This is a genomic window from Deinococcus murrayi DSM 11303, assembly GCF_000482805.1.
Classification (GTDB): Bacteria; Deinococcota; Deinococci; order Deinococcales; family Deinococcaceae; genus Deinococcus; species Deinococcus murrayi.
In genome coordinates, this window is sequence record NZ_AXWT01000016.1 from 32,898 (window position 1) to 53,655 (window position 20,758).

24 protein-coding genes, 1 tRNA gene and 1 riboswitch are annotated in these 20,758 nt (G+C 70.4%); of the genes, 15 read left to right on the top strand and 10 right to left on the bottom strand.

The window, feature by feature from the left end:
• Nucleotides 1–25: 25 nt before the first annotated feature.
• The gene (locus H565_RS14040) at nucleotides 26–1,462 is read left to right on the top strand and encodes a flavin monoamine oxidase family protein (protein ID WP_051363367.1); all 1,437 of its coding nucleotides are present in this window, start codon (nucleotides 26–28) and stop codon (nucleotides 1,460–1,462) included.
• Here H565_RS14040 and sugE read toward each other — a convergent pair.
• The 6 genes from sugE to H565_RS0102275 all read right to left on the bottom strand — a co-directional run bounded on the left by sugE (nucleotide 1,392) and on the right by H565_RS0102275 (nucleotide 6,553).
• Nucleotides 1,392–1,712 carry a quaternary ammonium compound efflux SMR transporter SugE gene (sugE, locus tag H565_RS0102250; protein WP_027459609.1) on the bottom strand — a complete coding sequence of 107 codons (321 nt, stop codon included), beginning with the start codon at nucleotides 1,710–1,712 and terminating at the stop codon, nucleotides 1,392–1,394. The two genes, H565_RS14040 and sugE, sit on opposite strands and share 71 nt — an antisense overlap.
• An 11-nt stretch (nucleotides 1,713–1,723) precedes the next feature.
• Nucleotides 1,724–1,790: riboswitch (guanidine-III (ykkC-III) riboswitch) on the bottom strand.
• Between the two features lie 105 nt (nucleotides 1,791–1,895).
• Nucleotides 1,896–2,603 carry an ABC transporter ATP-binding protein gene (locus H565_RS0102255; protein ID WP_027459610.1) on the bottom strand — a complete coding sequence of 236 codons (708 nt, stop codon included), beginning with the start codon at nucleotides 2,601–2,603 and terminating at the stop codon, nucleotides 1,896–1,898.
• The gene (locus H565_RS0102260) at nucleotides 2,596–3,408 is read right to left on the bottom strand and encodes an ABC transporter ATP-binding protein (RefSeq protein WP_027459611.1); all 813 of its coding nucleotides are present in this window, start codon (nucleotides 3,406–3,408) and stop codon (nucleotides 2,596–2,598) included. Before H565_RS0102260 ends, H565_RS0102255 begins: the two co-directional genes overlap by 8 nt.
• Nucleotides 3,401–4,384: a branched-chain amino acid ABC transporter permease gene (locus tag H565_RS0102265; protein ID WP_027459612.1), complete on the bottom strand. Its 984-nt coding sequence runs from the start codon at nucleotides 4,382–4,384 to the stop codon at nucleotides 3,401–3,403. Before H565_RS0102265 ends, H565_RS0102260 begins: the two co-directional genes overlap by 8 nt.
• 37 nt (nucleotides 4,385–4,421) lie before the next feature.
• Nucleotides 4,422–5,282, bottom strand: coding sequence for a branched-chain amino acid ABC transporter permease (locus H565_RS0102270; protein WP_027459613.1), 861 nt, complete (start codon nucleotides 5,280–5,282; stop codon nucleotides 4,422–4,424).
• Nucleotides 5,283–5,416: 134 nt separating this feature from the next.
• Nucleotides 5,417–6,553: an ABC transporter substrate-binding protein gene (locus H565_RS0102275; protein ID WP_027459614.1), complete on the bottom strand. Its 1,137-nt coding sequence runs from the start codon at nucleotides 6,551–6,553 to the stop codon at nucleotides 5,417–5,419.
• 191 nt (nucleotides 6,554–6,744) lie between these two features.
• Here H565_RS0102275 and H565_RS14045 point away from each other — a divergent pair, with 191 nt between their 5' ends.
• Together H565_RS14045 and H565_RS0102285 are read left to right on the top strand one after the other, a co-directional pair.
• The gene (locus H565_RS14045) at nucleotides 6,745–7,212 is read left to right on the top strand and encodes an acyl-CoA thioesterase (RefSeq protein WP_034403432.1); all 468 of its coding nucleotides are present in this window, start codon (nucleotides 6,745–6,747) and stop codon (nucleotides 7,210–7,212) included.
• 41 nt (nucleotides 7,213–7,253) lie between these two features.
• On the top strand, nucleotides 7,254–7,841 hold the full coding sequence (locus H565_RS0102285; protein ID WP_027459615.1) for a histidine phosphatase family protein: 588 nt from the start codon (nucleotides 7,254–7,256) through the stop codon (nucleotides 7,839–7,841).
• A gap of 3 nt (nucleotides 7,842–7,844) precedes the next feature.
• Here H565_RS0102285 and H565_RS0102290 read toward each other — a convergent pair whose 3' ends face one another.
• On the bottom strand, nucleotides 7,845–8,360 hold the full coding sequence (locus H565_RS0102290) for a DinB family protein (protein WP_027459616.1): 516 nt from the start codon (nucleotides 8,358–8,360) through the stop codon (nucleotides 7,845–7,847).
• 66 nt (nucleotides 8,361–8,426) lie between these two features.
• On the opposite strand from H565_RS0102290, the gene H565_RS0102295 reads away from it, so the two are divergent.
• The 7 genes from H565_RS0102295 to H565_RS0102325 are packed head-to-tail and all read left to right on the top strand — an operon-like array spanning nucleotide 8,427 to nucleotide 12,494.
• Entirely contained in the window at nucleotides 8,427–8,741 is a 315-nt protein-coding gene (locus tag H565_RS0102295; RefSeq protein WP_027459617.1) for a helix-turn-helix transcriptional regulator, read from the top strand.
• Nucleotides 8,738–9,316 carry a hypothetical protein gene (locus H565_RS0102300; RefSeq protein ID WP_027459618.1) on the top strand — a complete coding sequence of 193 codons (579 nt, stop codon included), beginning with the start codon at nucleotides 8,738–8,740 and terminating at the stop codon, nucleotides 9,314–9,316. The genes H565_RS0102295 and H565_RS0102300 overlap by 4 nt, the downstream gene beginning before the upstream one ends.
• Nucleotides 9,313–9,963 carry a hypothetical protein gene (locus H565_RS15605; protein WP_051363368.1) on the top strand — a complete coding sequence of 217 codons (651 nt, stop codon included), beginning with the start codon at nucleotides 9,313–9,315 and terminating at the stop codon, nucleotides 9,961–9,963. Before H565_RS0102300 ends, H565_RS15605 begins: the two co-directional genes overlap by 4 nt.
• Nucleotides 9,960–10,559: a DUF1700 domain-containing protein gene (locus tag H565_RS0102310; RefSeq protein WP_027459619.1), complete on the top strand. Its 600-nt coding sequence runs from the start codon at nucleotides 9,960–9,962 to the stop codon at nucleotides 10,557–10,559. Before H565_RS15605 ends, H565_RS0102310 begins: the two co-directional genes overlap by 4 nt.
• The gene (locus H565_RS0102315) at nucleotides 10,556–11,194 is read left to right on the top strand and encodes a hypothetical protein (RefSeq protein ID WP_027459620.1); all 639 of its coding nucleotides are present in this window, start codon (nucleotides 10,556–10,558) and stop codon (nucleotides 11,192–11,194) included. The genes H565_RS0102310 and H565_RS0102315 overlap by 4 nt, the downstream gene beginning before the upstream one ends.
• 18 nt (nucleotides 11,195–11,212) lie before the next feature.
• Complete coding sequence (locus H565_RS0102320; protein ID WP_027459621.1) at nucleotides 11,213–11,869, top strand: hypothetical protein; 657 nt, start codon at nucleotides 11,213–11,215, stop codon at nucleotides 11,867–11,869.
• 28 nt (nucleotides 11,870–11,897) lie between these two features.
• Nucleotides 11,898–12,494 carry a hypothetical protein gene (locus H565_RS0102325; protein WP_027459622.1) on the top strand — a complete coding sequence of 199 codons (597 nt, stop codon included), beginning with the start codon at nucleotides 11,898–11,900 and terminating at the stop codon, nucleotides 12,492–12,494.
• A gap of 7 nt (nucleotides 12,495–12,501) precedes the next feature.
• Here the strand turns inward: H565_RS0102325 and H565_RS0102330 are convergent, their stop codons facing one another.
• Complete coding sequence (locus tag H565_RS0102330; RefSeq protein ID WP_027459623.1) at nucleotides 12,502–13,119, bottom strand: CAP domain-containing protein; 618 nt, start codon at nucleotides 13,117–13,119, stop codon at nucleotides 12,502–12,504.
• Between the two features lie 92 nt (nucleotides 13,120–13,211).
• On the opposite strand from H565_RS0102330, the gene H565_RS0102335 reads away from it, so the two are divergent.
• From H565_RS0102335 to H565_RS0102350, 4 genes are all read left to right on the top strand, one after another.
• Nucleotides 13,212–14,048, top strand: a complete 837-nt coding sequence (locus tag H565_RS0102335; protein ID WP_027459624.1) for an enoyl-CoA hydratase/isomerase family protein — start codon at nucleotides 13,212–13,214, stop codon at nucleotides 14,046–14,048.
• A gap of 134 nt (nucleotides 14,049–14,182) precedes the next feature.
• Nucleotides 14,183–15,175: a malate dehydrogenase gene (locus H565_RS0102340; protein WP_027459625.1), complete on the top strand. Its 993-nt coding sequence runs from the start codon at nucleotides 14,183–14,185 to the stop codon at nucleotides 15,173–15,175.
• An 87-nt stretch (nucleotides 15,176–15,262) separates the two neighbouring features.
• Complete coding sequence (locus H565_RS14055; RefSeq protein WP_084542866.1) at nucleotides 15,263–17,356, top strand: prolyl oligopeptidase family serine peptidase; 2,094 nt, start codon at nucleotides 15,263–15,265, stop codon at nucleotides 17,354–17,356.
• A 49-nt stretch (nucleotides 17,357–17,405) separates the two neighbouring features.
• Nucleotides 17,406–17,490 (top strand) — tRNA-Leu (locus tag H565_RS0102350).
• A gap of 54 nt (nucleotides 17,491–17,544) precedes the next feature.
• Here the strand turns inward: H565_RS0102350 and H565_RS0102355 are convergent.
• Nucleotides 17,545–18,720: a glycosyltransferase family 4 protein gene (locus tag H565_RS0102355; protein ID WP_027459626.1), complete on the bottom strand. Its 1,176-nt coding sequence runs from the start codon at nucleotides 18,718–18,720 to the stop codon at nucleotides 17,545–17,547.
• A gap of 54 nt (nucleotides 18,721–18,774) precedes the next feature.
• Here H565_RS0102355 and hisA point away from each other — a divergent pair, with 54 nt between their 5' ends.
• Nucleotides 18,775–19,509, top strand: a complete 735-nt coding sequence (gene hisA / locus H565_RS0102360) for a 1-(5-phosphoribosyl)-5-[(5-phosphoribosylamino)methylideneamino]imidazole-4-carboxamide isomerase (protein WP_027459627.1) — start codon at nucleotides 18,775–18,777, stop codon at nucleotides 19,507–19,509.
• Nucleotides 19,510–19,574: 65 nt separating this feature from the next.
• On the opposite strand, the gene H565_RS0102365 is transcribed toward hisA, so the two are convergent.
• On the bottom strand, nucleotides 19,575–20,756 hold the full coding sequence (locus tag H565_RS0102365; protein ID WP_027459628.1) for a YihY/virulence factor BrkB family protein: 1,182 nt from the start codon (nucleotides 20,754–20,756) through the stop codon (nucleotides 19,575–19,577).
• Between the last annotated feature and the right edge of the window lie 2 nt (nucleotides 20,757–20,758).

Genomic DNA, 20,758 nt, shown 5'->3' on the forward strand with positions numbered 1-20,758 from the left:
TCCGTATCAGGGGATACGCTGGTGCATGACGCTTGATGCGGAAGGCAGGCCGGGCGGGGACGCCGCCCCGGACGTGCTGGTCGTCGGGGCGGGCCTCGCCGGGCTGACGGCGGCGCGGCGGCTGACCCAAGCCGGGCGGCGGGTGCGGGTGCTGGAAGCCCGCGACCGGGTGGGCGGGCGCACCCACACGGTCCGCCTGCCCGTGACCGGCGTGAGCGTGGACCTGGGCGGGCAGTGGGTGGGGCCGAACCAGCCGCACGTCACGGCCCTCCTGCGCGAGCTGGGGCTGGAGACCTACCCCACCCACGACGCGGGCCACAACCTCGCCCACCTGCTGGGGCGCACCCGGCGTTACCGGGGATTGATTCCGCCGCTGCCCCTGTGGGTGCTGCTGGATTACGCCCGGCTCTCCTCGCGCCTGGAGCGCTTGGCCCGGCGGGTGCCGCTGGAGGCCCCCTGGACGGCCCCCGACGCCGAGCGGCTCGACGCGCAGACCTTTGACACCTGGATCACCCGTCACGCCCGCACCCCCCAGACCCGCGCCCTGCTGCGGCTGTATGCCGGGGCGGTCTTCAGCGCGGACCCCGCCGAGCTGAGCTTGCTGCACGTCCTGACCTACACGGCGCACGGGGGCGGCATTCATGGCCACACCCTGACCCGTGGGCACGCCCTGCAAGACCGGATTCTCGGCGGGGCGCAGAGCCTCGCCCAGCGGCTGGCCGACGCCCTGCCCGACGTGCGGCTGAGCAGCCCCGTCCTGCGGGTCGAGCAGGACGCATCGGGCGTCACCCTGCACACGCCGCAGGGCCAGCACCGCGCCGCGCACGCGATTCTGGCCGTGCCCCCGGCGCTGCTGTCCGGGGTGCCCTTCGACCCGCCCCTGCCGCCCCGGCGCGCCCAGCTTCAGCAGCGGCTGCCGATGGGCGCGGTCGTCAAGTTCCTGGCGGTCTACGAGCGCCCCTTTTGGCGGGAGGCGGGCCTGAGCGGGATGGCAATCAGCGACCGGGGACCCGTCACCGTCACCTTTGACAGCAGCCCGCCCCAGGGTCAGCCGGGGGTGCTGCTGGGGTTTCTGGAGGGCGCAGAGGCCCGCGCCTGGATGAACCGCTCCCCGGAGGAGCGCCGCGCCGCCGCGCTGCACAGCCTCGCCGAGTTGTTTGGTCCCCAGGCCCTCGCCCCGCTGGAAACCGTGGAGGGCGACTGGCCCGCCCAGCCCCACAGCGGGGGGTGTTACGGGGCGCTGTTTGGCACCGGCACCTGGACCGGCTACGGCGAGGCGCTGCGTGCCCCGGTCGGGCGGGTGCACTGGGCGGGGGCCGAGACCGCCCGCGTCTGGATGAACTATATGGACGGGGCCATCGAGAGTGGCGAGCGGGCGGCGGCGGAGCTGCTCAGTGCCCGCTCGTCGCCTTTAGGCCGACAATCGCTACGATCATCATCCCCAAAAAGAGCAGGCGGCTGAGGGTGGCGGGTTCTTTGAAGAGCACGATGCCGAGGATGGCCGCCCCCACCGCCCCGATGCCCACCCACACCCCGTAGGCGGTGCCGATGGGCAGCGTCTTGGCCGCCAGCCCCAGCAGGCCCATGCTGGCGACCATGCTCAGCAGGGTGAGCACCGTCGGCACGGGCCGGGTAAAGCCCTCGGTGTACTTGAGGCCGACCGCCCAGCCGACTTCCAGCAGGCCCGCAATCACGAGCAGTGTCCATGCCATACAAAGACCTCCCCGCGCCGTCTTGTCCTGACCGGGTACGGCGGTCCTCTCGTTCGGAGTTCGGCCCCCCGGCCCACGGGGGGAGGGGGGGCGACGGTGAGCAGTGTAGCGGCCCCGCGTAAGCAGAAGAGGAGCGGCGTGTCAGCCTCCCGTGACACGCCGCTCCTGCGGGGGGTTGGAAGGTTAGACGCCCAGGTACGCGCTCCGCACCCGGTCGTCGCCCAGCAGCGCTTCCTGCGAGCCTTGCAGCGACACCCGCCCCCCCTCCAGCACGTAGCCCCGGTGCGCGATGCCCAGCGCGGCAAAGGCGTTCTGCTCGGCCAGCAGCACGCTGACTCCGCTCGCATTCACCCGCGAGATGGCCGCGAAGACCTGCTCGACCACGAGCGGGGCCAGCCCCAGCGACGGCTCGTCGAGCAGCAGAAGCTGGGGCCGCGCCATCAGGGACCGGGCGATGGCGACCATCTGCTGCTGCCCGCCCGACAGGCTCCCGGCAGGAGCGTGCCGCTTGCCCACCAGGTCGGGAAAGAGGTCATACACCCGCCCCAACTCGCGCTCGGTGCCCGCCGCGTCCCGGCGGTGCACAAAGGCCCCCAGCCGCAGGTTCTTCTCGACGCTGAGGTCGGGAAACAGCAGGCGGCCTTCGGGGCACAGGGCCACGCCCCGCGCGACGTTGAACTCAGGCCGCCCGCCCGTGAGCGGCACCCCCCGCCAGGTCGCCGTGCCCGCCGAGGGGCGCTGAAGGCCGCTCAGCGTCCGGAAGAGGGTGCTCTTGCCCGCCCCGTTCGCTCCCAGCAGCACGACGATTTCGCCCTCCTGCACGGTGAGGTCCACGTCGTGCAGCGCCCGGAAGGGGCCGTAGTTCACGCTCAGCCGCTGCACTTCAAGCATGGGCACCCTCCCGGCCCGGCTGACCCATCTGCCCGCCGTGGGCGTGCCCGCCCAGGTAAGCCTCAATGACGGCGGGGTCGCGGCTGACCTCGCCAGGCGTGCCCTGGGCAATCTTCTGGCCGTGGTGCAGGACCAAAATCTCGTCGGCCAGGCCCATCACCAGGCTCATCTTGTGCTCGACGAGCGCGACCGTGAGGCCGCCCCCCACCAACTCCCGAATCAGGCCCATCAGGTTGACGGTCTCCTCCGGGTTCATCCCGGCGGCGGGTTCATCCAGCAGCAGCAGCCGGGGGTCGCTGGCGAGCGCCATCGCGATGCCGACGCGCTTCTGGCCCTCCTGGGTCAAGGCTCCGGCGGGCCGATGGGCCTGCGCCGCCAGCCCCACCCGCTCCAGCGCCCGCAGCGCCGCTTCGCGGCTTTCGGCCTCCTCACGGCGCTCGCGGCCCGTGCGCAGCAGGGCGTCCCACAGCCCAGCGCGGGTGCGGACCCGGTGGCCGATCATCACGCCCTCCAGCACGCTGAGTTCCCGGTAGATGGTGGTCGTCTGGAAGGTGCGGGCGATGCCGCGCCCCACAACCTGATGGGTCTTTAAGCGGGTGATGTCCTCGCCCTGAAAACGGATGCGGCCCGACGTCGGCGCGTAGAAGCCCGAAATCAGGTTAAAAAAGGTGCTTTTGCCCGCCCCGTTCGGCCCGATAATCGCGGTGATTTTTCCTGCCGGAAGCTGAGCCGTCACGTCGCGCACGGCGTGCAAACCGCCAAAGCGGATGCCCAGCCCCTCGACCTCCAGGATGCTCTCAGGCATGGTCCACCGCCCTCTCGGTGCGGGCGCTCGCCCGGCGCATCTGGGCGCGGTTCCACAGCCCGGCCAGGCCCTGCGGCGCGAAGAGCACGAGCAGCACCAGCAGCGGCCCGAACACGATGTACTGGTAGTCCTGGAGTCCCTTCATGAACTGGAGCGCCACATAAATCAGCCCGGTGCCCAGCAGCGGCCCCGCCAGCGTGCCCACCCCGCCGACCAGCAGGTACAGCAGCACGGTGAAGGTGGTCGTCGGGCCGGTCACCGCCGACCCCAGGAAGCCCACGTAGGCCGCGTACACGCCGCCCGCCAGCCCCGCGATGGCCGTCGAGAGCATCAAGGCCCGCAGCTTGTGCGAGAAGACGTCGATGCCCGCACTGCGGGCGAGGTCCTCGCCGCCCCGAATGGCGACCAGCGAGCGCCCGAACACGCTCTGGCGGGTGCGGGCCACGACAAGCACCGTCAGCGCGAGGGCCGCGAGCGCCACGTAGTAAAAGTTGGCCGATTTGGAAAAATCGATGCCCAGCAAGCTGGAAGCGGGCGGCACTCCGTTGAGGCCGTCGTTGCCGCCGGTGAGGTCGTCCCACTTGTTGATGACGAGCGCGATGATGACGCCCACGCCCAGCGTGAAGATGGAAAAGGCGTCGCCCCGCGTGCGAAAGGCGACCAGCCCCAGCAGCAGCCCACCCAGCGCACACAGCGCGACGGCGGCGGGCCACGCCAGCCAGAAGTTCCAGCCCTCCCGCAGGGTCAGGATGCCCACCGCGTACGCCCCGATGCCGAAAAAGCCCGCGTGCGCGAGGGGCAGTTGCCCGGTGTAGCCCAGCATCACGTTGAGGCCATAGGCCAACATCGACCAAATCATCACGTTGATCGCCACGTCGAGGACAAAACCGCCGGGTTGCAGCAGCGGCAGCAGCGCGGCGAGCACGAAGAGGGCGACCCACACGAGGGGGCCGGGTTTGAAAGCGGGGCGGGTCATCGGGTGCCCTCCCGGTGATGAAGTCCACTCATCCGGCTCACGTCCCCCTCCGGAACAGCCCCTGCGGACGAATCGCGAGCACGAGCACCAACGCCGCGAAGCCAATCACGTCCGCGAAGTCGAGATTGATGTAAAAGCCGCCGAACACCTCCGCAAAGGCGAGGAGAAAAGCCCCCACGATGGCCCCCGGCACACTGCCCATGCCGCCCAGGATGATGATGGCGAAGACCTTGAGGTTCATCACCTCGCCCATCGACGGCGCGACCGATACGATGGGGGCGATGAGGGCCGCCGCGACCGCTGCGAGCGCCCCCGAAATGGCGAAGGTCAGCATCCCGACCCGGTTCACGTCGATGCCGACGAGCCGCGCTCCTTCGCGGCTCTGGCTCATCGCCTCGATGGTCGCGCCCGTCAGCGTGCGCTTGAGGAAGAAGTTCAGCCCCAGCATGGCGAGCACCGAAGCCAGGATGACGAGGAGCCGCTGCCAGGTGATGACCACCCCGCCCACGTTCAGAATGCCGGGAATGGGTTCGGCAATCTGCTTGAAGTCCGCCCCCCAGATGCGCTGCACGACCGCCTCGAAGAAAAACAGCACCCCAATGGCCGCAATCATCGCGTGGACGTGCGGGGCGTTGCGGAGGGGATAGAACACCAACCGTTCGAGCAGCGCCGCGAGCAGCGCAACCGCAACCGCCGCGATCAGAAGGGCCACCACATAGGGCACGCCCAAGCCGTTGAGGACCGCGTAGGTGAAGTAAGCCCCCAGCATGTACAGCCCGCCGTGCGCGAAGTTGGGCACCCGCATCACGCCGTACACCAGCGTCAGCCCCAGCGCGACGAGGGCGTACACCCCGCCCAGCGCCAGCGCGTTGGAGAGTTGTTGAAAGAGGATGGTCAAGGTCGGGCCTCCTGAGAGACGGGTACGTCAGAGAAAATGGGCCGCGCTCCAGGGAAGGGGGAGGAGCGCGGCCCGGACGGGTTAGGAAAGGAGCCTGCAGAAAAGCGGCACGGGTCGGCTGTTTCCCACCGGGCTTACTTGTAGACCTTGTTCACGCGCAGGCGGGTGTACTGGCCGTTCTTGACACTGGCAATCACGAACTCGGCGTCGACGTGGCCCCCAGGGGTGACCCCCGCCAGCTTGTAGACCGTCTGGCTTTGCGGGAGCGCCCTCGCCGCCGCGTTGAGCTGAGCGCGGATGGCTTGCGGGTTGTCGGTGGTGCCCGCGAGCGTCATCGCGCGGGCGATGATGTTCATGCCCATGTAGTTCAGCGCGGCCTCGCTGGTGGGGTCTTTCTTGTAGGCCCGCACGTACTTGGTGCGGAAAAGCTGGGTGCCGGGGTACTCGATGGTGGGCAAGACCCCCACGCTGCCGTCGAGGTAGCTGCGCGGAATCACGTCGTCCATCTGCTCGAACTTGGCCTGGTCCATCACGATAAAGCCGCCCTTAAAGCCCTGTTCCCGCGCGGCCTTGATGACCAGCGCAGTGGGCTGCGAGGGACCCCCCACGAACAGCACGTCGGGGCGCTCGGCCAGGGCCTTGGTCACGGCGCTGGAGTAGTCCACGGTGGTGTTGTAATCCACCCCATTGTTGGTGCCCACCGTACCGCCCTGCTTTTTCCACTCCTCGCTGATGGCTTCCGTCCACTGCTTGCCGTAGGCGCTTGTCGTTCCAATCAGCCCCAGCCGCTTGCCAAAGGCCTTCATCTGCGTCTGCACAAAGGGCTGCACGTAGTTGTCGTAGCGCGGCGGCAGCATAAAGGTCAGCGGGTTTTTTGCCTCCAGAATCTTGGGTTCGCTGGAGTAGGCGACCAGCAGGAAGCTGGGGTCGCGGGTGGTCAGCGGCTGCACCGCCTGGATGCCGCCCGCGTGCGGCACGAAAATCACGTCGATGCCCTGCGAGGTCAGGCGCCGCACGTTGGTCGCCGTCTCGTTGGGCAGGTAGCGGTCGTCGAGCGACACCAGCCGGAAGGTCACCTTTTCCCCGCCGACCGTGATGCCCCCGGCCTTGTTGATTTCGTTAATTGCCATCTCGATGCCGCTTTGGACATCCTTGCCGTAGAAGGCCGCGCCCCCCGACAGCGGCCCGCTAAAGCCGATGCTGACGACTTTTTGCGCCAGGGCGGGAGACGAGAGCGCAAGGGCGAGCGAGAGCAGCACACGCTTGTTCATAGGACCTCCGATGCAGCAGACAAGGCCGCACGAGACTTGGCGTTTGCCAGGAAAGCTGGCAGCCGAACCGAGCAGAGTTGTGGGTAAGGCGCATGCTGGCACGGACATCGGGGGGTGTCAAATGTCTAGCTTCCATTTCTTCATCGTCTGCTGGGGGGGGCGAGCACCGCCGGGCTACACTGCCGGGCGCAATGAAGGATTCTGTGCCCGTGCCACCCCCCCAGTCCCGCACCCCTGCCCCGCGCAGCCGCGCCCGGATGCTGGAGCTGGTGTTTCCCAAGGACACCAACTACCTGGGCACGGCCTTTGGGGGCTTCGTGCTCTCGCTGATGGACAAGGCCGCGAGCGTGGCGGCGGTGCGGCACGCGGGTCCCGGCGGCGCGGTGGTCACGGCCCGCATGGACGGGGTGGACTTCCGCACCCCCATCCGGGTGGGGGACGCGGTGGCCCTCGACGCCCGCGTGGTCCGGGTGGGGCGCTCGTCCATGACCATTCAGGTCGACGTGTACCGCGAGCACATGGCTTCCGGCGAGCAGGAACTCGCCACCACGGGTTTCTTCGTCTTTGTCGCGCTGGATGAGGATGGCACCCCCCGCCCGGTGCCGCCGCTGCGGGACGAGCCGGAAGCGCCGCAGCCCGACGCGGAGGCCCGCCCCTGAGCGCCGCGAGAGCCGCAGCAGAGGAGCTGAGCCTCTCCCTGATTCGCCACGGGGCCACCGTCTGGAACGGAGAAGGCCGCTGGCAGGGCTGGACCGACACGCCGCTGGGCGAGGTGGGCGAGGCGCAGGCGCGGCGGCTGGCGGCCCGGCTCGCCGGACGCGACCCCGGACGGGTGTACGCCAGTGACCTGCAACGGGCGCTCGCGACGGCCCGCCTCGCCTTGCCCGGTGCCGCCATCACCGCCGACCCCCGCCTGCGCGAGCTGCACTTTGGGCGCTACGAGGGGGCGACCTCGGAACAGGTGCTCCACGACCCCGATTACCTCGCCTGGCAGCGCGACCCCTGGCGACTTCCGGCCCCCGGCGGCGGCGAGAGCCTGGAAGCGGTGGGAGAGAGAATGCGGGCCTGGGCAGAAGGCTTGCCGGGCGGCACCGTCACGGCTTTTACCCACGGGGCGGCGCTGCGGGCGCTGCTGTGCGCCCTCTTCGGCTGGCCCGCGACCCCGCAGCCGGGCTACGTGCTTCCCTTTCCCTACCTCCACGCCCACACCGGCATCACCCGGCTGGAGCGGCGCGGCGGGCAGTGGACGCTGCTGAGCTACAACGACCACGCCCACCTGGAGGACTAGCAGTTACGCCAGCGCCAGCCGCACCTGGGCGAGGTGATGCCGCAAGTGCCAGTCGTGCTTGGCGACGAGCCGCCACAGGTCCTGTTCGCCCTCCTGTGGGTGGGTGACCCGGCGGGCGAACCGCTGGGGGTCGGTGCCGCGCAGCAGGGCCGCCCAGCGCACGTTCGCGGCCTCCATCAGGGCGAGGGCCGCTTCCACCGGCAGCGCCGCGTCCGCCAGCGTCAGCCACGCCTCCTGCGCGAAGGGCTGGATGACGTAGCCCTCTGCCGTCAGCCCGTACTTCAAGCGGTTCAGCCCGTGCACGTGCGCGTCTGCCGTGTGGTGCGCGAGCTGGACCACCGTCCAACTGCCGGGGCGCGAGGTGCGGGCCAGCCCGGCGGCGTCCAGCCCGGTCACCGCCTCCCGCCACTCGCGACCGGTGGCCTCCATCCGCGCAGCGACGGCCTCCAGCGCCGCCCGGTCCCGCGTGGGCAGGTCCTGAATCGGGCCGATGGGAAAGCGGCGGATGTCGTCCGTCATGGGCCAGTATCACCTGCCTGAATCCCTCTCTTCCCGATACATCGAAACGAGAGGTATGCTGGGGCCATGAACTCCCGCGACCAACTGCGCATGCTCATCCTGGCGGTGCTGGAGCGGCAACCCGAACACGGCTACGCCATCGCGCAGGCCATCAAGGCCCGCTCGGAGGGGCTGCTGACGGCCAAAGAAGGCACCCTTTATCCGGCCCTGCACGCGCTGGAGGCCGAAGGCCTGGTTGAGAGCGAGGAGCGCGAGGCGGGCGGGCGGGTGCGGCGCGAGTACCGCCTAACCGAGAAGGGCGGCAAGGCCCTGGCCAGGGCGCGGGGCGACTGGCAGAAGCGGGTGCGGGCGGTCGGGGCGGTGCTGGGAGGCCCGGCATGAACGCGCAGCAGTGGCTGGAGCGGACCACCCGCGACCTCCCCGCGGGCGTGGCCGGACGCGTAGAGCGCGAGACGCGGGCGCACCTTCAGGACGCTGGATGGCCGGAGGATGCCGACGTGCGGGCGGTGCTGGGCGACCCAGAGGCAACGAATGAGGGGTTGCGGCGGCTGTACCTGACGGCCAAGGAACTGGAGGAGGTGACGACGGGCGGGAGCCTGCGGACAGGCTGGAACCTCTCGGAGTGGCTGGCGGGGCTAGTCGTCCCCGCCATTCTGCTGTGGGAGGCCCTACGCTCCGGTGTTCTGGCCTCTGGCTTGGGGGTTGCCGTTCTGCTGACTGGGGTCGCGCTGACCTGGGACTTGCACCCGGCGCGGCGGCGGCAGTGGCGGTTGATGCTCATGCTGCTTGTTGTGTCGTGGCTGAACTGGTTGCCCAGAGTCTGGGAATACACCGGGTGGCCGATGGTCTACGCGCCTCTGTTCTCCACCCTCATCGTTGTCTACGTGGCCCACAACCACCTCCGCCGCGACGCCCGCCTGCGCCGCACCCTCCAGGCCGAGGAGGGCCGGGCATGACCCCGCCCCTGACCCTGGAGCGCTGGCTGGACCTTGCCACGCACGGCCTCGCGCCGGAGGCAGCCTCGCGGGTGCGGCGGGAGTACGCGGACGCCTTTCACGACGCCCACGACGCGGGCGAGCGGGACGTGGTGGCAGGCTGGGGCGACCCCCACCGGGTGAACCGCGAGTTGCGCCCCGTTCACCTGACAGGCCGCGAGACCCGCGCCCTGCACCCCGGCTACGCGCCGACCTGGGCCGGGCTGCGGCGGGCGCTGGGGGAGGACCTGTTCCTCTTTGGACTGGTTGTGGGCGATGCTCTTTGGGATACGTGGCAGGGAGCTACGGTCCCCTGGGGTCGCTTCGCGCTGCTGCTCTCTGGTCTCCTGATGTTGACGCTGGCGCGGTGGCTGTCTGTGTCGCGGTTGGATGCCGGGCGCTGGCGGGCCTTGAGTTATTGGGCCTTGCAAGCGAAAACGGGCCTGCTGCTGTATTGGCTCTGGGGCCTTTGGGAGCTGCGGACCGTCTGGAAAAACTTCCGGCTGCCCGCCGAACTGAGCGCGGATGTCCTGCTGCCGCTGGCCTGTCTTGTGCTGGCGTTCGGGCATCTCTGGAGCCTCCCCACCGCCCTCCGCGCCGCTGCCAAGCTGGAAGGAGAGGCCGCGTGACCCTCGACCGCTGGCTGCATGAGGCCACCGCTGGCCTACCGCCTGAAGTGGTGCAGCGCGTGCAGGCCGAATACGCCGCCCACGTCGCCGCATCCGGCCTGCCCGAAGCCGAGGCGGTCGCGGCGCTGGGTCAGCCGGGGCGGGTGCGGCGGGCGCTGGGGCGCACGTATCTGGGCGAGGAGCGGCTGCGAACGCTGCGGGACGGGGCGGGCGTCCCCATGGTCGCCGCCGTGGTGTGGGTCATGCCTCCCCTGTACGCGCTCTTTCTGGCCTGGAACTACGCCGTCGCTGCGCCCTTTCCCTGGTGGCGGCTGCTCGCGCCTGCGCTGTCGCTGGGACTAACGGCCCTGCTGTGGCACCTCACCCGCCGCCTGCCCGCCGAGCGGCGAGTGCTCTGGCGCAGCACTGTGGGTGGCCTGAGCCTCCAGTTCATGCTGTGGTTCCAGTGGGTGCTCCAGACCTGGCACGGTGAACCCTTCGTCTGGCCCTGGGGTCTTCCAGTCTTTGGCGGGATGCTGCTGGGTCTCGTGTGCTGGACCGCCTGGGACGACCGCCGATTGCGCCGCACCCTCGCCCTGAAGGAGGGCCGCCCATGACCCCCACGCCGCTCAGCCGCTATCTGGACACCGTGACCGCTCCCTTTCCGCCCGACACGGCCCGCCGCATCCGCCGCGAGCTGGAGGAACATGCGCTCGCCCACGCCGACGCCCTGCGCGAAGCGGGGCACCCCGACCCGGAGGGCGCGGCGCTGACGGCGCTGGGGTCCGCGACCCAGGTGCAGCACGCGCTGATGCAGACGCATTTCACGCGGGCGGAGGAAGAGGCGCTGTGGGCGAACCGGGCTTACCGGCGAGCGGAGCCGCGAGAACCGGGTGGACTCGTCTTCGATGCGGTCATCGGGTTGGCTCTGCCCTTCATATCCCTTCTCGTGGGCTGGGGCTTTTCCTGGGTGGCTTACGGAGTGTATGTGGCTGGAATACTGGTCCTCGGCATGCTGGAAGGGGCCATCCCGCGCCGCTGGCCTGCTCGCAGCGCCCGTACGCTGCTGGTCTTGCTGCGGGCGGGCCGGGGGATATTCGCTATGCTCGGCCTCTACACCATCTGGCTTTCGGAGAGTTCCGCGTTCGGGGCAGCCATCCTTGGGATTGCTCTAGGCGCGGTGATTGGCCTCCTGACCTGGCTCCGCCCCCTCTGGCCCTACCTCCCCAAAGCCCTGCGCGGTGCTCGCTGAATCTCCGGAGGCGATACAGTGCCCTACCCCGTTCCTTCACCAAAGACCTTTGATGCCTGGCTGGAGGCGGTCGTCGCGCCCTTTCCCGACGACACGGCGGAGCGGCTGCGGGCCGAGTTGAGCGCCCACCATGCCGAGGCCCTGGCCGCCCTGCGGGAAGCCGGGCACCCCGACCCAGAGGGCGCGGCGCTGGCGGGACTGGGGCCGGTGCCGGAGGTCCGGGAGGCGCTGAAGCACGCGTATTTCACCCGGCTGGAGGACGAGGCACTGCGTTCGGCTCCCCTCTGGCCCGTGGCAGACCCGGAAAGTCCCCGCAGGGCCGCGCTGGGGACTGTGCTGGCCCTGGCACTGCCCCCCGTGGCCGGGATGCTGGGGTGGCTGAGCTTCGGGTGGGCGGCGTACAGTGTCTACGCCGTGGGCCTGCTGCTGCTGGGCACGCTGAGCCGGTGGGTGCCGCGCCGCGTTGCCCCCCGCAGCGGGCGGGTGTTGCACAGGGCCTTGAAGTCGCTGTGGCATGTGCTCGGTGCCGCGAGCCTGTCGCCTGTCTGGTTCGGTGCAGACCCACAGGGGTGGGTGGTGGTCGCGGGCATCACCGCAGGAGTCGCGCTGGCCGAGGCCGCTGCCCTCCGCCCCCTCTGGCCCTACCTCCCCAAAGCCCTGCGCGGTGCCCGCTGAATCCCCGGCTCCTGCTAAGCTCCCCTCCATGCTGACCTTTGCCGAGGCCGCCCGGCAGCCTGCCGCCGTGGTCGGGGCCGAGACGCACCGGCTGGCCGCGAACGCCGGACGCCTGGGGGCCGGAATGGTGCTGCCCGCGAGCTACGAGGAAGCCTTCTACCGGGGCAACAACCTGCCCGAACAGCTTCGGCGGCTCCTCGCGGGCCTCAACCCGGCGCGGTTGGACGAGGACCTGCTGGAAGCCCTGGCCCCCCGCGCCGCCGACCTCGTCCGCACGAGCGCCCTGTCGGACGACGCGGTACAGCTCTTTTACCGGGCGCTGGGCAACGCGGGCTTGGCGGGGGGCGAACTGCACCTGCGGCGGCCCGGCGAGCGGGAGGCGGAGGCAGCGCGGGTGACCCCCCCCGGCACGGCGGCCCTGCACGCCCTCAAGCGGCTGTGGGCGCGGGACTGGACCTTTGCGGCCATGCTGGAACGGCTGGACACCCAGGGCAGCGTGGGTCTGGAAGCCCGCCCGGTGCTGCTGTTCGCGGGTGCCCCCGGCCACCCCGACCCCGCCCTCGCCGCCGAGCTGGGGGTGCCCACGGCCCTGGTCAACGGGCGGGGAGTGGTGGGGCTGCCCTGAAGCGGGATTACCAGCCCGCCGTGTTCAGCACCCAGTAGGCCCGCCCCGCCCCGTCTGCCCGCGCCGCGCTCCCGTAGGGGACCGGACTGTAGAGGGCCGCGCAGTGGCCAGCGCTGCCCTTCCACACCGCGATGACCTCGGCGGGGTCGGTCATTCCGGCGGCGAGGCTCTCCCCGAAGAGCAGGGCGGCCCCGGCGGGCGGGGCGGGTCTGAAGCCCGCCTCCACCATCCGCCGCGCCGGGGTGCTTGTGCCAAGGCGGTGGGGAAGGTCCAGGGTGCCCCGTCCGGCCAGCACCGCCGCGTAGCGGGTCGCCGCCTCGTGCAGGTGGCCCTCAAAGGTGAGCGGGGGGCGGGACGGAAAGCTCCGGCCATCCGGGCAGGTGCCGCCGCGCCCGCGCTCGGCATTCACGGCCTCCAGCATGGTCCGCTCTGCCGCCGACTGCGGGAATCCGGGCTGGGGGCTGAGCGCGGGGCGAAAGCCCGCCGGAGCCTCGTAGGTGAAGGTGTCGCCGTGGTCGGGGTCATTCACGGTCACGAGCACCGCGCGGGGGCCGGGCGCGGCGGGGTCGCCCCCGCAGGCGGCGAGGAGGAGGGGCAGCAGCACGGCGGGCAGGATGGGGCGCATGGGAAAACCTCCGGGGCCAGCTTCGCCCCAGCGTAGGGCGCGGGCGGGGCCGGGCGCGTCCCCCCTGCCGGGGGGTGTTATAGCCTCCCCCCATGCCTCCACAACCCCTCACCGCCGAACAGCTCACCGCGCCGGGCGCTTACCCCGGCCTGCACCTCACCCTGCATGAGGGCGGCATCCTCGAAGTCACCTTGCGCAACGACAAGACGCTGAACTCCGTGGACGCCGAAGCCCACCGCGCCCTGACCTACATCTGGCGCGACATCGACGCCGCTGCGGGCGTCCGCTGCGTGCTCGTGCGCGGGGAGGGCCGGGGCTTTTCGTCGGGCGGAGATTTTGCCCTCATCGAGGAGATGAGCGGGGACTTCACGGCCCTCGCCCGCGTGTGGAAGGAAGCCCGCGACCTCGTGTACAACCTCGTCAACTGCGGCAAACCCGTCGTGAGCGCCATCCACGGCCCCTGCGTGGGGGCGGGGCTGGCGGTGGCGCTACTGGCGGACGTGAGCGTCGCCGCGAAGTCGGCCCGGATTCTGGACGGGCATGTGCGGCTGGGGGTGGCAGCGGGCGACCACGCGGCCATGGTCTGGCCCCTGCTGTGCGGGCTGAACAAGGCCAAGTACCACCTGATGACGGGCGAACCCGTCTCCGGCGAGGAAGCCGAGCGCATCGGCCTCGTCAGCCTGTGCGTCCCCGACGACGAGCTGCTCGACCGCGCCTGGAAGGTCGCCCGCACCCTCGCCGCGGGCAGCCCAACCGCCGTCCGCTGGACGAAGTACGCCCTGAACAACTGGCTGCGGGCGATGGGGCCGACCTTCGACACCAGCCTCGCGCTGGAGTTCCTGGGCTTCACAGGTCCCGACGTGCGCGAAGGGCTAGCGAGCCTGCGCGAGAAGCGCGAGCCGAGGTTTCAGGAGGACGCGCCGATTTGAGGGGAGCGGTCAGCCGTCAGCCGTTAGCGCCGGGAAGCCAAAGCGCTGGAGCCATAGCCCTTGGGGGCTGACCGCTGAGAGCTGAGCTATTGTGGGCCGAAACACGTCACTCCTCAGGAGGCATCACCATGACCATGACCACCAAGCAACCCGTCCGCGTGGCCGTCACCGGCGCCGCCGGGCAAATCGGCTACAGCCTGCTGTTCCGCATCGCCGCGGGCGACATGCTGGGCAAGGACCAGCCCGTCATCCTGCAACTGCTGGAGATTACCCCGGCCCTCAAGGCGCTTCAGGGCGTCGTGATGGAGCTGCGCGACTGCGCCTTCCCCCTGCTGGCCGACATCGTGACCAGTGACGACCCGATGGTCGCTTTCAAGGATGCCGACTACGCCCTCCTGGTGGGCGCGATGCCCCGCAAGGCCGGGATGGAGCGCGGCGACCTGCTGGGCGCGAACGGCGGCATCTTCAAGCCGCAGGGCGAGGCGCTGAACAAGGTAGCGAGCCGGGACGTGAAGGTTCTGGTCGTGGGCAACCCCGCCAACACCAACGCCCTCATCGCGCAGCAGAACGCGCCCGACCTCAAGCCGGAGCAGTTCACGGCGATGGTACGCCTCGACCACAACCGCGCCGTCTCGCAGCTCGCCGAGAAGACCGGGCAGCCCGTGACCGCCATCAAGAACGTCACCATCTGGGGCAACCACTCCTCGACCCAGTACCCCGACCTCTCGCAGGCGACCGTGAATGGCCAGCCCGCGCTGGGCGTCGTGGAGCGCGAGTGGTACGAGGGGACCTACATCCCCACCGTCGCCAAGCGCGGCGCGGCCATCATTAAGGCGCGGGGGGCCAGCAGCGCGGCTTCGGCGGCTTCGGCGGCCATCGACCACATGCGTGACTGGGCGCTGGGTACCCCCGAAGGCGAGTGGGTCAGCATGGGCGTGCCCTCGGACGGCTCCTACGGGGTGCCCGAAGGCCTGATTTACGGTTTCCCGGTGCGCTGCCAGGGCGGGAAATACGAAATCGTGCAGGGCCTGGAGGTCTCCGAGTTCAGCCGCGCCAAGATGGACGCCACGGCGAAAGAACTCGAAGAGGAGCGCGACGAGGTTCGCAAACTCGGTCTGGTGAAGTAGGCGCGGGGCAGGCTGGGGGCAGCGGAGCCGGGGAGGAGATGCCCGGCCCCGCTGCCCTCCCCGCTTTGGCCGTGCCAGAATGCCCCCGTGACCCCCACCTCCCCGGCGTCTCCGCGTGGCGAGCACGTGGACGTGTACACCGACCCCCAGGGCCGCGAGGTCCGCGTCCCCGACCCCTACCGCTGGCTGGAAGACCCCGACTCCGCAGACACCCGCGCCTGGGTGGAGGCGCAAAACCGGGTCACGGAGGCCTACCTCGACACCCTGCCCGCCCGCGCCGCCTACCGCGAGCGCCTCACCGCCCTGTGGAACTACCCCAAGGAAGGCACCCCCTGGAAACGCGGGGGGCGCTACTTCCGGCAGTTCAATCCGGGGCTGCTCAACCAGCCCGTGCTGGAGGTGGCCGAGCATCCGCAGGGGCCGTGGCGCACCCTGCTCGACCCCAATGCCCTCAGCGGGGACGGGACCGTCGCGCTCGCGGGGGCGTCCGTCAGCGAGGACGGGACGCGGCTCGCCTACGGCCTCCAGAGCGGCGGCAGCGACTGGGTGACCTGGCGGGTGCGCGACGTCGCCAGCGGCGAGGACTTCCCCGACCGCCTGGAGTGGAGCAAGTTCAGCGGGGCCGAGTGGCTCCCGGACGGCTCCGGCTTCTACTACAGCGCCTACGACGCGCCGGGGGAGGGCGGCGTCCTGACTGGGGCGAACAAGAACCAGCGCCTGATGTTCCACCGGGTCGGCACTCCGCAGGCCGCCGATACCCTCGTCGTCGCCCGCCCCGACGAACCCGACTGGGGCTTTCGCCCGCAGGTGACGCACGATGGCCGCTTCCTCGTGCTGCACGTCTGGAAGGGCACCGACCCCAAGAACCTGCTGTGGGTGCGCCCGCTGGAGTCGGACGGCCCCTGGCGCGAACTCGCCCCCGACTTCCGCGCCCGCTTCGAGCTGGTGGGCAGCGAGGGCGACGTGCTCTTGCTGAAGACCGACGAGGACGCCCCCCGCGAAAAGGTCATCGCCTGGAATCTGGCGACGGACGAGCGCCGCGACCTCATCCCCGAAGGGCCGCACAAGCTGGACTTCGCGGCGGCGGTGCCCGGCGGCCTCCTCGCCGTCACGCTGGAGGACGCGAGCCACCGCCTGACCCTCTACGGGCGGGACGGTACCCGCGGGCGCGAGATACCGCTGCCCGGCCTCGGCTCTCTGAGCGGCCTGAGCACCCAGGAGGACGACCCCGAAGTCTTTTTCGGCTTCACGTCCTTTCTGACCCCGGCGCGGCCTTACCGCCTGCTCCTGCCGGACGGCGAGCCGCAGGCCCTCGCCGAACCCGCGCTCACCTTTGACGCCTCTGGCTACGAGGTCACCCAGGAGTTCGCCATCAGCCGGGACGGCACGCGGGTGCCTTACTTCCTCGTGGCGCGCAAGGGCCTGGTCCGCGACGGTCAGAATCCCACCCTGCTCTACGGCTACGGCGGTTTCAATATCAGCCTGACGCCCGCCTTCAGCCCCTCGCGCCTCGCGTGGCTGGAGCGCGGCGGCGTGTACGTGCAGGCCAACTTGCGCGGGGGCGGCGAGTACGGCGAGGAATGGCACCGGGCGGGCACGCTGCGCGAGAAGCAAAATGTCTTCGACGACTTTATCGCGGTGGCCGAGCACCTAATCGCCACTGGGGTGACCTCGCCCGCGCACCTGGGCATTCAGGGCGGCAGCAACGGCGGCCTGCTGGTGGGCGCCTGCCTGACCCAGCGCCCCGACCTCTTCGCGGCGGCGGTGCCGCAGGTCGGCGTGCTCGACATGCTGCGCTACCCGCACTTCACCATCGGCTGGGCCTGGGCGTCCGACTATGGCCGCGCCGACGACCCGCAGATGCTGCACACCTTGCTGGCCTACTCGCCGCTCCACAACCTGAAGGAAGGCACGACCTACCCCGCCACGCTGATTACCACCGGCGACCACGACGACCGGGTGGTTCCCGCGCACTCCTACAAGTTCGCCGCCGCCCTCCAGCACGCGCAGGGGGGAGAGGCCCCGGTCCTCATCCGCATCCAGACGCGGGCCGGACACGGGGCGGGCAAACCCACCGCGCTTCTCATCGAGGAGGCTGCCGACGTGTGGGCCTTCCTGGAAGCGCGGCTGGGCGGCCCCCGCCCCGGGGCGGCGGTTGACAGCCCCCCCCGCCCCCGCTAAAGTAAGCGAGCCTCTGAAACGCGCCCCCGCGCGGGCGCAGCCAAGGAAAGCCGAGGTGGCGGAATTGGTAGACGCACTAGTTTCAGGGACTAGCGCCGCGAGGCGTGTGGGTTCAAATCCCATCCTCGGCACCACAGAAACCCCCGCGAAAGAGGCGGGGGGTTTTTCTTTGAGGTGGCTTTCCGGCTTTAGCCTCCCCGCCCCGACCCAAAGCGGCTGCGGGTGCGGCCCCGCGCTGCGGTGCGTTCGTAGACGGCCTCCAGCGCCGCCGCCCGCGTGCCGAGGTCGTACTGCTCGGCGCTGGCCCGCGCTCCGGCTTGCAGGGCGGGCAGGCGGTCCGGGCGCAGCACCCCCAGCAGCCCGGCGGCGAGGGCGTCCGGGGTGGGGTCGGTGACCAGGCCGTTGACGCCCGGCTGAATGAGGTCGAGGGCCGCGGGACTCTGCGCGGCCACCAGGGGCGCTCCGGCGGCCAGTGCCTCAATCATGCTCATGGGCAGAACCTCGGTCGTGCTCGCCGTGAGAAATGCGTCGGCGGCAGCGAGCGCTTCGGGCACGCGGGCATAGGGCACCGGCCCAGTGAAGGTGACGCCGGGGGGGGCCGCCGCCTGCGCCGCCGCCCGCCCCGGCCCGTCGCCGACGACGAGCAGGCGCAGCTCTGGCCGCGACGCCTGCGCCCGCGCAAAGGCCCGCAGCATCACGTCCAGATTCTTTTCGGCGGCGAGGCGGCCCAGGTACATCACCAGCGGCGCGTCTCCCGGCACCCCGTACTCGGCGCGGAAGGTCTCGCCCCGCGCCCCCCGGAAGCTGGCGAGGTCCACCGGGTTGGGAAACAGCTCGACCTCGCCACCGTAGCCGTATTCGCGCAGCATCTCGACCATCGCGCGGCCAGGGGCGAGCACGGTGTCGACCCGCCGGGCAAAAGCCGCCACATGCGGGCGCAGCATCGCCCGGCCCACCCGTTTTGGCATGGGCGCGTAGTGCAGGTACTGGTCGTACTGGGTGTGGGCCGTAAAAACGACCGGAGCGCCCGACAAGCGAGACCAGCGCAGCGCCAGCCGCCCGGCCAGAAAGGGATGCATGGTGTGCAGCACGTCGAGGTCGCGCAGCGGCAACCGTGAGGTCAGCAGCGGCCCCGGTGCCAGCATGACCGGATAGTCGGCGGGTGCCCCCAGCGCCCGCGCCCCCGCGAAAGACGAGTTCAGGCGGTAGATGCCCTCCTCCTGCCCCCGCGCCTGGGGGTGGCGCGGCGCGAAGATGCGGACCTCGTGGCCACGTTCGCGCAGGCCACGGGCATACAGCGCCGTACTCGTGGCGACGCCGTTGCGGGACGGCAGATAGGTGGCGGTCACAATCCCGATACGCACGGCTCCCGGAGTGTACCCCCGGAAGCGGCTCCCAGGGCCGTTATCCTGACCCGCATGACGCCCGCCTCCCCCTCCCGCTCCCAGCCCCAACTCATTCCCTGTGTGGACATCCAGTCGGGCCGCGCCGTGCGGCTGTATGAGGGCGACCCCGACCGGGAGACGGTCTACTTTGACTCTCCGCTGGAGGCGGCCCAGCACTGGGCCAGCCTGGGCGCGGGGCTGCTGCACCTCGTGGACCTCGACGCGGCGACCGGGCGCGGCGAGAACCGAGCGGTCATCCGCCGCATCGCCGCCGAGCTGGGCGTGCCCGTCGAGGTGGGCGGCGGCATCCGCGACCGCGCCGCCGCCGAGGCCCTGCTGGAAGCCGGAGCTGAGCGGGTGGTCATCGGCACGGCGGCGGTCAAGAACCCGGCGCTGGTGCGTGAGCTGATAGCCGCGCACGGTCCGGGTCGGGTGGTCGTGAGCCTCGACGCGCGCGGGCTGGAGGTCGCCACCCACGGCTGGGCCGAGGGCAGCGGGGTCACGGTGGGCGACCTCACCCCGGCCCTGGCCGATGCCGGACTCCAAACCCTTATCTTCACCGACGTGACCCGCGACGGCACCCTCAGGGGCCTCGACCGCGAGCTGATGCGGCGGGTGCGCGGGCTGTGGTCCGGGACCCTCATCGTGGGCGGAGGGGTAGCCGACCGAGAAGATGTGCGCCTCCTCGCTGAAGAAGGCATCGAGGGAGCCATCGTGGGCCGGGCCATCTATGAGGGCACATTGCCGTATCCGGTGCCAGAGCTTTGACCCCAAGGGAAGGGGGACGCGGGGAGAAGCCTCGCCCGCGTCCCCCTTCCCTTACTCCGCTGCGGTTACCTGCGCCGCCCGCCCGTCCAGCCCAGCACCCGCAGCACCACGACGGCGGGCACGGCCAGCAGCGCGGTCACGGCGTTCCACAGCGTGCCGCGCACGGTGGGCAGCATCCGGCCTTCCTCGCGGGTGGGCACCTGCGGCAGCACGCGGGGCAGCTCGGCGCGGCGCTCCTGCACGCCCTGCACCAGCCGCGCCCAGCGCCCCGGAATGGGCTTGCCCTGCTCGGCGGCGCGGCGCAGGCCCTCCAGTTCCTGCTCGGAGGGGGTGGGGTCTAAGGCCGCGCCCTTGCTCACGAGTTCCTCTTTCTTCGTGACGCTGACGGCTCCGCCCGCGCCGGAGCCGTACTTTTGCGAGTACACCCACGTTACTTCCGCCCCGAAGAAGAAAATCATCGCGGAGTAGTACACCCACAGCAGCAGCAGCACGAGCGCCCCGGCGACCCCAAACGCGCTCCCCGGCGCGAAACGGGCGAGGTACCAGCTGATGGCAAGTTGCCCCAGCCCGAACAGCAGGGCCGTGACCACGCTGCCCACCCAGACCTCGCGCCACTGGAGCTTGACGTTGGGGAGCACCTTAAAGACTCCCGCAAACACCAGCGTCAGCACGCCCACCGCGACCGCCAGGGTCACCAGCCGCACGAAAAAGGCCCCCAGGCCAATCAGGTCGCCCAGGTCCCGCGCTATCGCCGAGAGGTAGGTATTCCCGATCAAAAAGGCGATGATGACCACCCCAAAGCCCAGAATCAGCAAAAAGGCCTTGAGCCGCGCTTTGACGATGTTGACGATGCCGCCCAGCGGTCCCGGCTCGGCGCCCCACAGGGTATTGAGGGCGTCTTGCACCTGCACGAACAGGCCCGTCGCACCCATAAACAGGGTGACAAAACCGATAATGCTGGCAATCAGGCTGCTTTGCTGAAGCTGAGAGTCTGATGGCAGCAGCCCCTGTACAAACTCCACCGCACTCTCGTTGATGTTCTCGGCCAGAAATGCAAAGAGCCTTTCTTGCACGTCCACGTTGGCGAGCAGGCCGCTGGCGACCGCCAGGGCAAAAAACAGCAGGGGCGCAATGGCAAAGATGGAGTAATACGCGACCGCCGCCGCCAGCCGGGGGGCTTTGTCCTGCCCGAAGGCCAGGGCCGCTTCCCGGACCAGCGTGAAGAGGTCAGTCAGGTTGAGCTTCATGG